This is a genomic window from Pedobacter sp. KACC 23697 (assembly GCF_045348445.1).
Taxonomy (GTDB): Bacteria; Bacteroidota; Bacteroidia; order Sphingobacteriales; family Sphingobacteriaceae; genus Pedobacter.
Genome location: NZ_CP157485.1, coordinates 5,358,736 through 5,370,999 on the forward strand (window position 1 = coordinate 5,358,736; position 12,264 = coordinate 5,370,999).

Here is a 12,264-nt window from a genome sequence, read left to right on the forward strand (position 1 = left end):
TATATGATATTAAGAGCCGAAAATCTCGTTAAAAAATATAAGCAACGTACCGTTGTAAACAACGTTTCCTTTAACGTAAGTCAGGGAGAAATTGTTGGGCTTTTAGGGCCTAATGGGGCGGGAAAAACAACTTCTTTTTACATGATCGTAGGTTTGATCAAACCAAATGAAGGGCGCATCTTTTTAGAGGAAGAAGATATTACAGAAGATCCGATGTACCGCAGGGCGCAAAAAGGAATTGGTTATTTAGCCCAGGAAGCATCTGTTTTTAGAAAACTTACCGTAGAAGATAATATCCTGGCCATTTTGGAAATGAGCAAATTGACAAAGGAAGAGCAACGCGATAAACTTGAAGAACTGATTAACGAATTTAGCTTGCACAAAGTACGTAAAAACCGTGGCGATCTATTGTCAGGAGGTGAGCGCCGCCGTACTGAAATTGCACGCGCTTTGGCCGCTAATCCTAATTTTATTTTATTGGATGAGCCATTTGCCGGGGTAGACCCCATTGCGGTAGAGGAAATCCAAAGCATTGTAGCTAAATTAAAACATAAAAATATAGGGATCTTAATTACCGATCATAACGTGCAGGAAACACTGTCCATTACCGATAGGGCTTATTTGCTTTTTGAGGGGAAAATCCTGGAGCAGGGCGTTCCTGAAGTGCTTGCTGAAAATGAAATGGTGAGAAAAGTATATTTGGGATCGAATTTTGTATTGAAACGTAAGAAATTTGATGTTTAATAAGATTCAGCAAACAAAATTTAAATTAACATGTTGCATAATCGCAACGTTAAACCAAAAACTATAAAGCTTACTGTGTATAAAAATCTCCGTGTATCCCCATTTAACCAAGGGGCAGGTGTGCAAATCTGTGGCAGCTTCGTGCCCGTTAATTTTAGCATTTAAAAATGGCAATTGTAAATTCAATTTTTACCTGGTTAATGAAAAAGCGGATTCACCAGATCGAGCTTTTTATGAAATATCCGCACGATGTTCAGGAAGAGTGGTTCCACAGTTTGATTGACAGTGCTGAAAATACGGAATGGGGCAAACTGTACGATTATAAATCAATACTAACCCCGCAACAATACCAGGAGCGAGTTCCGATCCAGAACTACGATACCTTAAAACCTTACATTGAGCGCATGCTTAATGGCGAACAGAACATTCTTTGGCCATCCGATATTAAATGGTTCGCAAAATCATCGGGTACCACCAGCGATAGAAGTAAATTTATCCCGGTTTCTCAGGAATCTTTGGAAGAATGCCATTTTAAAGGTGGTAAAGACATGCTTTCCATTTATTGTAATAACCGGCCTGATAACCAGATGTTTACCGGTAAAGGGTTGGTTTTGGGAGGCAGCCACCAGGTTAATCAATTAAACGAAGATTGTTTTTATGGTGATTTATCGGCTGTGCTGATCAAAAATCTGCCTATATGGGCAGAATATTACCGCACGCCCGACATGTCTATCGCTTTGATGGACAATTACGAAATCAAGATGGATAGAATGGCAGAAGCCACCATTAATGAAAACGTAACCAGCATTTCAGGCGTTCCCACCTGGACCATCGTACTGGCTAAAAAAGTGCTTGAACTTACCGGAAAGCAGAATTTACTGGAGGTTTGGCCAAATCTAGAATTATATATACACGGTGCGGTAAACTTCGCACCATATCGCGAACAGTTTAAACAGCTTATACCATCGGCTGAGATGTATTATCTGGAAACTTACAATGCATCCGAAGGATTTTTTGGTATTCAGGATCAGGATCACTCGGAAGAAATGTTGCTCATGCTGGATTATGGCATCTTCTATGAATTTGTGCCGATGGAAGATATCGGAAACGAAAATCCTAAGGCGCTGTTGCTGGGTGAGGTAGAACTGCATAAAAATTACGCAATAGTTATTTCTACAAACGGTGGTTTATGGCGCTATATGATCGGCGATACCATTCAGTTTACCTCACTTTCTCCTTACCGCATTAAAATTACAGGGCGGACCAAACATTTTATCAATGCTTTTGGTGAAGAAGTAATTATTGACAATGCAGAACAGGCCTTAACCAAAGCCTGCCAGCAAACGGGTGCTGAAATAAAAGATTATACCGCAGGGCCGATTTACTTTAAAGGAGAAAAAGCAGGGGGGCACGAGTGGATCATCGAATTTGATAAACAGCCAAATGATTTCGAAAAGTTTGTGGATGTGATGGACCAAACCTTGCGCGAGGTGAACTCAGATTACGATGCCAAAAGGTTTAAAGATATGGCGCTGGCCCGTCCTAAAGTACATAATGTGCCAGCAAATACTTTCTATAATTGGTTAAAAGCGAAGGATAAATTGGGTGGGCAACATAAGGTACCCCGTTTAGCCAATGAGCGAAAATATGTAGATGATATTTTGGAAATGATGAAATCTTCTTAAATTTTAAGTTGAACGGACAGATAGATAAAAAAGGGGAATAGTATCGAAATATTGTCTTTTCGACGACGACTATTCTATTGAAGTTGGTCACTGATAGCCTGTATGGGGCTTAAGGCAATTTGCAAGACCGGTTTGGCATTTTTTAAATTTAATAACGCTACTCAAACATGAAAAAAATGCTATTTCTTTTTTTTATTTTAGGATCAACAATATACCAATCAAAAGCGCAGGTAAAAGAAAGCTACAAAGCACAGATTGCCTATAAAATTGTGGAAACTTCTCCGCGTTGTAAACAGCTGACCAAAGGACTTTATGAAAGAGTTGTTAAAAATGGTGGTACCTCTTATGGTGTTATGCTGGAGAGCAGCCCCAATCCTAAAACCGATCCATCACAGGAATATTCAAAAACCTATAATTTTAACCTGCACGAAAGTTATACAGATAGGATGCCTGTTATCGCCAGGTTCGTGTTCGATCCGAAGAAACAGCAACTTTACGAAGACGACGTGGTAAACGCAAAATTGGTCGCCATTCCATTCGATAAAAAATTACTTCTGCTTTTTAATCAAAAGTAGGTGAAAGCACCAAGCATTTTATCAGATACATGAAAACAATTATGATTTTTTGGCCGTTAATTTGTAATATGCTTAAACTATGAAACTGAACAGGGAAAAAATACTTGGTTTTTTTAAAAAATCGCAAAGCAAAGCTTCGGTCATCTTAAATGATAAAACTAAAGCTGGCAATACCATAAAAGATGCTCTGGGGAAAGCCGTAACTAATAAAAGTGATCTGGAAGGCATTTGGTCAAAATTGGTTTTGCTTTTTGCGGTATCTAAAGATTATGTAAATGGCGATTACACCGAAATCCCTAAAAGATCTATCATCGCCATTTTAGGAGGACTGATTTATTTCTTATCTCCAATTGATGTCATTCCAGATTTTGTGCCTGTTTTGGGTTTTATTGATGATATATACATCTTAAACCTGGTATACAGGCAGGTGCTTAAAGATTTGGAAAAATATAAGGACTGGAAAGATGCCCAGGGAAAAGTAATCGAAATAAATGCCTCAACCACATAATAGTTTTTTAGCATGGTTGGGCGAACACCTTTTTAGCTGTCCGTTTAAAACCCATTTCGGCATCGACTGTCCCGGATGTGGCCTGCAACGCTCAGTTTTGGCTTTATTTCGGGGCGATTTAATTGCATCATTTAAGTTTTACCCTGCAACAATTCCCCTCATTTTTATCCTGTTATTCACTATTGTTCATCTTAAGGTTGATTTTAAATTTGGTGCACAGCTGATAAAAATCGTTTTTGCAGGAGTTGCAGTAATTATTTTAATCAATTACATTTACAAAATATACACTCATCAATTGATCTAAATATATCTATGTCAGAAGAACAGGAAAACCCTCAGGAAAATAAACCTATTGATCTTTCTAAAGGTCAACAGCCAGAACCCGCACCATTTCAGCCCTTTGGTAATGGGCCGGTAACTCCACCACCTTTTCAACAGCCGCCACCTTTTGGTCAGTTTGGAGGAGGAGGTTTCGGTCAACAAAATTTGCCAAACGCAACCGCTTCTCTTGTATTGGGCATTTTAGCCATCCCAGCCTGTTGTTTTTACGGTATATTTGGATTGATATTTGGCGTAATTGCCTGGATATTAGGTGCAGGTGATATGAAAAAATATCAACTCAACCCGGGTTTATATACAGAGTCATCATATAAAAATGCAAAAGCAGGGAAGATCTGTGGAATGATCGCGACCATTTTAAGTGCACTATTTATCGTAATGGTTATATTAGTTATAGCCGGAGCAATCGCTAATCCTCAGATGTTTGATGATTTCATCAAAGGGATGAAATAGATTATTAATTTTACCTTAAAAATATAAATCGGATGGTGCATGCCATTCGATTTTCTTATTTTTGTAGCATTGATATTGTAAATAAAAAACTAAGATAATGTATCCAGAATATTTAGTGGAGCCAATGCGTAAGGAATTGACCAACGTTGGTTTTCAAGAGTTAAAAAATGCAGCAGACGTAGATCAGGCCATTAAAGGCGAAGGGACTGTATTGGTGGTTGTAAATTCAGTTTGTGGTTGTGCAGCAGCAAACGCACGTCCGGCAGCTCGTGCAGCGGCAGCACACGAAAAACATCCTGATAAACTGGTTACCGTTTTTGCAGGTATGGAAAAAGAAGCGGTAGATCAGGCTAGAAATTATATGATGCCTTTTCCCCCATCATCTCCGGCAATGGCTTTATTTAAAGATGGCAAATTGGTACATATGATTGAACGCCACCAGATTGAAGGCAGGCCAGCACAAATGATCGCTGATAACCTAATCGGTGCTTTTGAACAATACTGCTAACGGTTGATTGCACAGATTATTGGATTACACCGATAGGTGATTCTTAAAATTATATTGAAAAGGTGAATGGAAACATTCGCCTTTTTATTTTTTGAGATGACGACAATTGGTTAAAATCAGTGTTATCACCTTAAATAATCTTAATCTGTGTCTACTAAAAATCCTTATTCAACAACTTTTCCAGCTCCCCAAATGAAACATTCATCCTTACACGGCCTTGTTTAGCATAAGATATTTCTCCTGTTTCTTCAGATATAATTACAGCAACAGCATCAGTCGTTTCCGAAACACCGATACCGGCACGGTGCCTCAAACCAAATTGCGAGGGTAACTGATCGTTATCCGTTAAAGGCAAAATACAGCTGGCACTTTTAATCTTGTTTTCAGAAATAACCACGGCCCCATCATGCAGCGGACTGTTTTTCTGGAAGATACTTTCCAGCAGACGTTTAGATATTTTAGCATCAACAAGTTCACAGCTATTCGCAAAAAACTGTTCGTCGTAAAATTTAACGAATACAATTAATGCGCCTGTACGCGTCTTCTTCATGCTTTTACAAGCATCGATAATGGGCTTTATACGGGTTAAATTATTCCTTTCAATCTCTTTCCTGCCAAATAAATAACCCCACCAGGCTTTATTTTTTTGCAGAAAGGCATTTTTCCCAATCAGCAAAAGAAAGCGCCTGATCTCCGGGTGGAAAATTACAATCAGTGCAATAATCCCCACGCTCATAAACTTATCTATGATGGCCGTTAGTAATTCCATATGCAGGGCCTTTACTATCCAGTAAAAAACGGTGATAATAAACATTCCAACAAGCAGGTTAACGGCTAGCGTATTGCGGATTAGGGTATAAACGTAGTAAATTAATAAAGCCACCAAAATAATATCAACGATATCAGTTGGCGATACTTTAAGGAAGTCAAAATCAAAACCTTTCATTAGTGGCAAGATAGCAAAACGGATTTCAGTTTACAATATTGGTTAATTGTTTAATCATAATTGGTGTAAAAAGTATTATGACGCCTATTGCCAAACGCTTAACGCAGTTTCTCCACCAACCGCACACACTCTACCGCTTCCTTCACATCATGTACCCTTAAAATGCCAGCACCTTTTTGTAATGCAATGGTGTTGAGTACGGAGGTTCCGTTTAGGGCCTCTGCTGCTGTGGTGCCAAGTGTTTTATAAATCATTCCCTTACGTGAGAAACCCACCAAGATAGGAAGTTTGAAAATTTTAAAAGCTTCCATTTGTCTTAGCAGTTCGTAATTATGTTCAATGGTTTTTCCAAAGCCAAAACCGGGATCAATAATCACATCATGAACGTGCAGGGCCTTAAGTGCGGTAACTTTTTTAGCTAGATAATCAATCACCTCCAGCAATACATTTTTATAAACCGGATTTTGCTGCATGTTTTGAGGCGTACCTTGCATGTGCATCATCATGTAGGGCACCTGCAGCTTGGCTACTGTTTCGAACATTTGTTCATCCATATCTCCGGCAGAAATGTCGTTAATGATATGTGCACCAGCTTTAATGGTTTCGCAGGCAACCTTTGCTCTGAAGGTATCGATAGAAATAACCGCTTCAGGAAATGCTTTTACCAAGCTTTCTACCACAGGCACCAAACGGTCTGTTTCTTCACTGGTGGAAATATCCTGAGCACCTGGCCTTGATGAATAACCGCCAACATCAATAAATGTAGCCCCTTCATTTAAAAACTGGGCGGCTTTGGTTAAGGCTTCATCTATCGTTTTTGTACGGCTGTTGCTATAAAAAGAATCGGGTGTGATATTTAAGATTCCCATCACTTTTGGCGCGCTCAAATCAATAAGTGTGCCTTTTATATTTAAGCTTTGTTTGGGCTCAAAAAAGTTTTTTTCTGCCATAATAAACCCTTTCGGGATTTGGGTTTCGCTTTAAAAATGTATCTTTAGCTTTTGTTTTTTCAGCACAAAAATACACTAAAAACTAAATAATTATTGGCTTTGGCACAAACAAATACCTCTACAGAATTTGATGAAGTGATTGCAGTTTGCAGATCATTATTTTTAAAAAAAACTAAAGATTATGGTACTGCATGGCGGATTTTAAGACCAAGTTCGATAACTGATCAGATTTTTATTAAAGCACAACGCATCCGTACCCTCGAAGAAAAAAAAGTAAGCAAGGTGGGAGAGGGGGTGATATCCGAATATATCGGCATTGTGAACTATTGCGTGATTGCCATGATGCAACTCGAATTATCTGAAAGCGACCCGAACGAATTGCCTTATGATGAAGTTGAAAAAAGATTTGCAGAAAAGGTAACAGAAACAAAAGATTTGATGTTTGCCAAAAACCATGATTATGGAGAGGCCTGGCGCGATATGCGGATCAGCTCGTTAACCGACCTGATTCTGATGAAAATTTTTAGGGTTAAACAGATAGAAGATAACGAGGGACAAACGCTGGCTTCAGAAGGCGTTAATGCAAATTATCAGGATATGTTGAACTATTCGGTTTTTGCGCTGATCAAACTCGGTGTTAAATAAATAGAGAAATGGCCTTTAAAATAGACACTTAGATGCGAAATATACTTTTAAGATTCTCCAGAATTTTTGTCGGGGCATTATTCATCTTTTCAGGATTAATCAAAGCAAACGATCCGCTTGGGTTTGGTTATAAACTACAGGAGTATTTCGAAGTTTTTCACCTGAATTTCCTGAGTGGGATGGCCACCGGCATCGCCATTTTACTTTGTACTTTAGAAATTGTTCTCGGTGCCTTATTGCTATTGGGTTTCTGGAGCAAAAAAGTAGCCTGGGGCCTATTGCTGCTCATTATCTTTTTTACCCTGCTAACCTTTATATCTGCTGCATTTAAAGTCGTAACCAGTTGTGGTTGTTTCGGCGATGCCATCCCGCTTACGCCATGGCAGTCGTTTACCAAAGACCTGATCCTTTTAGCGCCGATCATGGTAATTTTCTTAAATAAAAACCTCATCCACCCATTATTTAAAAAAGAAGCTACACAAAGAAATATTGCCCTTTTGGTCACCGTAATATCTTTAGGTTTTGGGTTGTATACTTACAATGTTTTGCCCATTATTGACTTTCTGCCCTACAAGGTTGGCGCACATATTCCATCATTAATGGTAATCCCTCCGGGAGAAAAGCCTGATGAATTTGAGATCATGTATCACCTCAAAAACAAGAAAACGAAAGAGGAAAAAGACATGAGCGATAAAGCCTATCTTAAAACAGAGATCTGGAAAGATAACAATTGGGAAATTATCGGTGAACCGGCAAAAAGGCTGGTTAAAAAAGGATTTGAGCCTAAAATCAAAGATCTGAATATTACAGATGCTTCAGGAACTGATTATACAAAGGAACTGATCGAAAACCCATACTATAATTTAATTTTTGTGGCTTACGATCTGCATTCAACCAACGAAGCCGCTATTGGTAAATTAAATGCACTGGCCTTAAATGCCACACAGCAGTTTAATATCCGTACGGTATTGCTTACTTCTAATTCGGCACAGGATGCGCAGGCCTTTATAAAAAAAAATAACCTGTTTTCAGAAGTGTTTTTTGCCGATGCCGTTCCGCTAAAAAGTATGGTAAGGGCAAATCCTGGTGTTTTATTGATGAAAAACGGGGTGGTAATCAATAAGTGGCATTACCATAATGTACCTACTTTCGACCAACTCAGCCGAAAATATTTCGATAAATAAACATGATTGGGTACGCCATAAAAAAACTAATGTATGGACTGCTGGTAATGGGCGGTGTAATATTGGTTGTTTTTGTGCTGTTTAATATTCTGCCCGGTGATCCGGCAAGGATGACGATGGGGCAGCGGGCTGATGTGCAGTCACTTGAGGCCGTTCGTAAAGAATTTGGTTTAGACCGATCGAAGCCGGTTCAGTTTATTTTATACCTCAATGATTTATCGCCAATCAGTATGCTGGATAACGACAGTACCAGTCAGCAAAAATACCACTACGCCAAACTAATAGCTTTTGATCAAAAAGTACTGGCGCTGAAATGGCCATATCTGCGTAGTTCTTACCAAACCAAACGAGATGTTACCGCCATTCTTTCCGAAACTGTACCCAATACTTTTATTCTGGCGCTAACCGCAATGATTTTTGCTACAATCATCGGTGTTTTTTTAGGCGTGCTTTCTGCCGTTTATAAAGATTCTTGGATTGATAAAACAGCTAATGCATTTGCTATTCTAGGGATATCAGCACCATCTTTTTTCGCGGGGATTATCATTGCCTGGCTATTTGGTTTTGTACTGAGCAATTATACGGGTTTAAAAATGAGCGGCAGTCTATATTCTTACGATCCTTTTGATGGAGAGGTGTTGACTTTAAGAAATTTATGGTTGCCCATGATTACGCTGGGTTTAAGGCCATTGGCCATTATTGTACAGTTAACCCGTAGCGCCATGCTGGATGTTTTAGCACAGGACTACATTAGAACGGCCAAGGCCAAAGGTTTGAGCAGAAATGCGATTATTTATAAACATGCCTTAAAAAATGCCATGAATCCTATAATCACCGCTATTTCAGGATGGTTTGCATCATTATTGGCCGGATCTTTTTTTGTAGAATACATTTTCGGTTATAATGGTTTGGGAAGAACAACTGTAACTGCGTTGGAAATGTCTGATTTTCCGGTGGTCATGGGATCTATTCTTTTTATTGCCTTTGTTTTTGTAGTCATTAATATTCTGGTCGACATTTTATACGCCTATGTTGATCCAAGGGTTAAATTAAATTAAGTACGATGAGTGAAGAGGAAATAATTAAGTATACTGAACTTGCCGATAGACGGGTTATCGAAACATTTAAGCAGGCAACTGTTGAGCTGCCTGATGCAGAACGTTTGTTCAGCCATGTGCTTAATGCACAGCATATCTGGGCATATCGCATTTCAGGACAGAAACCAAAATATGGCGTTTGGGATATTCACCCAAAAGAAAAATTTGAAAGTCTCTCTTTAGAAAATTTTAAACAGATTAAGGTGGCATTGAATAATCATCCTTTGGATCAACGGATTATATATTCGAATTCGAGAGGCGATCAATTCGAAAACCGTGTAGATGAGATTTTATTTCATTTGTTTAATCATTCTACTTATCATCGCGGACAGGTGGCAACCTTATTCAAAAAGGCTGGCTTTATTCCACCTGTAACCGATTACATTATGTTAAAACGCGATCATTTATTATAGGTTTGCAAGAAGAACTACACATGAAAATTTTCCTGATTGGATATATGGGCTGCGGCAAAAGCACCAAAGCAAAACAACTGGCTCACCGTTTGGCATGTCCGGTGATTGACCTGGATGCTGAAATTGTTGCTAAAACAGGCAAAAGCATTGCCGAATATTTTGCAGAATTTGGAGAAAGTGGTTTCAGGGATTATGAAAGTGAAATGCTTAAAACCTTCGACTATCCGGAAACCTGTGTAGTAGCTACCGGCGGTGGGTTACCTTGTTTCTTTGATAATATGGAATGGATGAATGCCCACGGCGAAACGGTTTACCTCCAAATGGAGCCTGCTGCTTTGGTTTCACGTTTACATAATCGCCAAAAACGTCCATTGATTAAGGATTTGGATGATGAACAACTTCTGGTATTCATTAAAGAAAAACTTCAGGAACGTGATCCTTTTTATACAAAAGCAAAAGTAATTGTAGATGCATTTGACCTCGATGGAGAGAAGTTAGAAGAAGCGATTAAGGGAAGTCTTTAGTCTGGAGTCTTCAGTCGGTAGTCGATTAATCGCTTTTTAGCAATACTGCAATAAGGCATGAACTATTAAGCTGTTGACTAATGAACCAATGAACTATTTAACCACTGAACGGATATCATCATCAATAATCTTGGCCGACAGCAATGCCAGGGGTATTCCGCCGCCCGGATGTACGCTGCCACCGCAGAAGTAAAGATTCTTCACTTTCGAACTAAAGTTGGAGTGCCTTAAAAATGCTGAAAACTGATTGTTGGAGCTATTGCCATACAAAGCGCCCTGATAGGATCCTGTTTTGCTTTCGATGGCTCTTGGATCAAGAATCTGTTCGCAAACTATATCCCTTTCAATATTCCTGTTCAAAATCCTGCTGATTTTTTTGATCATGTTTGTCCTAGCTTCCTTAATCAACTGATCCCAGTTTTGGCCGTTATTGGCTGGCACATTAATCATCACAAACCAGTTTTCAGTATTGGCCGGAGCATCAGTTCTGATGTGTTTAGCGCTGATATTAATGTAAACAGTAGGATCGTTGCAAATGGTTTTGTCTTTCCAGATGGCATTAAATTCTTTTTGATAATCTTTAGTAAAGAAAATATTATGTAGACCTAAGTCGCTGTACTGGCTATCCATGCCCCAGTAAAAAATTAAAGCTGAGCTGCTTCTTTCCTGGGTTAATAATTTTTTTGGTTCAGCTATACCTTTCAATAAGTTTTTATAGGTGAACCAGATATCAAGGTTGGAGACCACGAGGTCTGCTTTGTAGGTTTTATCGTTGACTTTAACGCCCTCTATTTTAGGCTTGCCTAAGTTCCCGTATAAAATTTCTTCCACTTTTTGGTTGTAATGAAACCTGATGCCCAGTTCTTCAGCTAATTTCACTAAAGCATTAACAATACCATACATGCCGTCTTTCGGGATAAAAGCACCGAAATGATATTCGAAATGTGGGATTACATTCAATGTAGCCGGAGCCTGATAGGGATCTGAACCGTTGTAGGTGGCATAGCGGTTAAAAAGCTGCGCAATGCGCTCATCTTTAAAAAATGATTGGTTCGCCTTGGCCTGTGTTCTAAAAGCGTCAATCTGGCCGAAACGAAATATCGATTTTAATGTATCCCAATGCAGGTAACTTTTAACCTTATGCAAACTCCTTTCTAAAAAAACGCGATGTGTAACCGCGTAGATTGTCTCGCTTTTTTTTAAATATCGCTGTACCTCTGCTGCGGTTGAATGGGTTTTTTCTTCTATATCCCTGGCAAATTTATCAAGATCGGACGTAGCGTTTAACCTTAGGCCATCTTCGTAAAAGTAGCGGCAAACTTCTTTTAATTTAATGTATTTAAAATACTGCTCAGGGTTTTTACCCGCCAGTTTAAAAAGTTCATCCACATATTGTGGCATGGTAAAAAGACTTGGACCAGCATCAAACCTGAAACCATTCGTTTTTATTTCCCCTAGTTTACCTCCGGCTTTTGAGTTGGCTTCAAAAACATCAACTTGATAACCTTTAACAGCGAGGCGAATGGCAGATGCAATTCCTGCAATTCCTGCTCCGATAATTATGGCTTTTGGTTTAGGCATAATGCGAAAATAGCACAAATATTTTACTAACTTAAGGCAATGACTAAGGATGAAATTATAATTTATAAAATGAAGAGGGGCTGCCGGTTATAGAGGTAGTTTTCGGTAATGA

15 protein-coding genes are annotated in these 12,264 nt (G+C 38.9%); 12 read left to right on the top strand and 3 right to left on the bottom strand.

The annotated features are described in order from the left end of the window. The first annotated feature begins 3 nt into the window (after positions 1-3). The 7 genes from lptB (at position 4) to ABEG20_RS22000 (ending at position 4,812) form a co-directional block, all read left to right on the top strand. Positions 4-744, top strand: a complete 741-nt coding sequence (lptB, locus tag ABEG20_RS21970) for an LPS export ABC transporter ATP-binding protein (RefSeq protein ID WP_057931148.1) — start codon at positions 4-6, stop codon at positions 742-744. Between the two features lie 167 nt (positions 745-911). Next, positions 912-2,429: a GH3 auxin-responsive promoter family protein gene (locus ABEG20_RS21975; protein ID WP_406825344.1), complete on the top strand. Its 1,518-nt coding sequence runs from the start codon at positions 912-914 to the stop codon at positions 2,427-2,429. Positions 2,430-2,596: 167 nt separating this feature from the next. Then, entirely contained in the window at positions 2,597-3,004 is a 408-nt protein-coding gene (locus ABEG20_RS21980; protein WP_406825345.1) for a hypothetical protein, read from the top strand. A 79-nt stretch (positions 3,005-3,083) separates the two neighbouring features. Then, entirely contained in the window at positions 3,084-3,512 is a 429-nt protein-coding gene (locus tag ABEG20_RS21985) for a YkvA family protein (protein WP_406825346.1), read from the top strand. Beyond that, positions 3,496-3,816 carry a DUF2752 domain-containing protein gene (locus tag ABEG20_RS21990; RefSeq protein ID WP_406825347.1) on the top strand — a complete coding sequence of 107 codons (321 nt, stop codon included), beginning with the start codon at positions 3,496-3,498 and terminating at the stop codon, positions 3,814-3,816. The genes ABEG20_RS21985 and ABEG20_RS21990 overlap by 17 nt, the downstream gene beginning before the upstream one ends. An 8-nt stretch (positions 3,817-3,824) precedes the next feature. Then, entirely contained in the window at positions 3,825-4,304 is a 480-nt protein-coding gene (locus tag ABEG20_RS21995) for a CCC motif membrane protein (protein ID WP_406825348.1), read from the top strand. A gap of 97 nt (positions 4,305-4,401) precedes the next feature. Further along, complete coding sequence (locus tag ABEG20_RS22000) at positions 4,402-4,812, top strand: BrxA/BrxB family bacilliredoxin (RefSeq protein WP_025145566.1); 411 nt, start codon at positions 4,402-4,404, stop codon at positions 4,810-4,812. 154 nt (positions 4,813-4,966) lie between these two features. Here ABEG20_RS22000 and cdaA read toward each other — a convergent pair whose 3' ends face one another. Both cdaA and folP read right to left on the bottom strand, forming a co-directional pair. Next, positions 4,967-5,758, bottom strand: coding sequence for a diadenylate cyclase CdaA (gene cdaA / locus ABEG20_RS22005; RefSeq protein ID WP_406825349.1), 792 nt, complete (start codon positions 5,756-5,758; stop codon positions 4,967-4,969). 98 nt (positions 5,759-5,856) lie between these two features. Further along, positions 5,857-6,708 carry a dihydropteroate synthase gene (gene folP, locus ABEG20_RS22010; protein WP_406825350.1) on the bottom strand — a complete coding sequence of 284 codons (852 nt, stop codon included), beginning with the start codon at positions 6,706-6,708 and terminating at the stop codon, positions 5,857-5,859. 99 nt (positions 6,709-6,807) lie between these two features. On the opposite strand from folP, the gene ABEG20_RS22015 reads away from it, so the two are divergent. The 5 genes from ABEG20_RS22015 to ABEG20_RS22035 are packed head-to-tail and all read left to right on the top strand — an operon-like array spanning position 6,808 to position 10,571. Continuing rightward, on the top strand, positions 6,808-7,353 hold the full coding sequence (locus ABEG20_RS22015; protein WP_406825351.1) for a DUF1599 domain-containing protein: 546 nt from the start codon (positions 6,808-6,810) through the stop codon (positions 7,351-7,353). A 32-nt stretch (positions 7,354-7,385) separates the two neighbouring features. Continuing rightward, the gene (locus ABEG20_RS22020; protein WP_406825352.1) at positions 7,386-8,537 is read left to right on the top strand and encodes a BT_3928 family protein; all 1,152 of its coding nucleotides are present in this window, start codon (positions 7,386-7,388) and stop codon (positions 8,535-8,537) included. A gap of 2 nt (positions 8,538-8,539) precedes the next feature. Next, the gene (locus tag ABEG20_RS22025; RefSeq protein WP_406825353.1) at positions 8,540-9,595 is read left to right on the top strand and encodes an ABC transporter permease; all 1,056 of its coding nucleotides are present in this window, start codon (positions 8,540-8,542) and stop codon (positions 9,593-9,595) included. Between the two features lie 5 nt (positions 9,596-9,600). Next, on the top strand, positions 9,601-10,047 hold the full coding sequence (locus tag ABEG20_RS22030; protein WP_406825354.1) for a DinB family protein: 447 nt from the start codon (positions 9,601-9,603) through the stop codon (positions 10,045-10,047). A gap of 20 nt (positions 10,048-10,067) precedes the next feature. After that, positions 10,068-10,571, top strand: coding sequence for a shikimate kinase (locus tag ABEG20_RS22035; protein ID WP_406825355.1), 504 nt, complete (start codon positions 10,068-10,070; stop codon positions 10,569-10,571). 93 nt (positions 10,572-10,664) lie between these two features. On the opposite strand, the gene crtD is transcribed toward ABEG20_RS22035, so the two are convergent. Further along, positions 10,665-12,152, bottom strand: a complete 1,488-nt coding sequence (gene crtD / locus ABEG20_RS22040; RefSeq protein ID WP_406825356.1) for a 1-hydroxycarotenoid 3,4-desaturase CrtD — start codon at positions 12,150-12,152, stop codon at positions 10,665-10,667. Positions 12,153-12,264 lie beyond the last annotated feature (112 nt).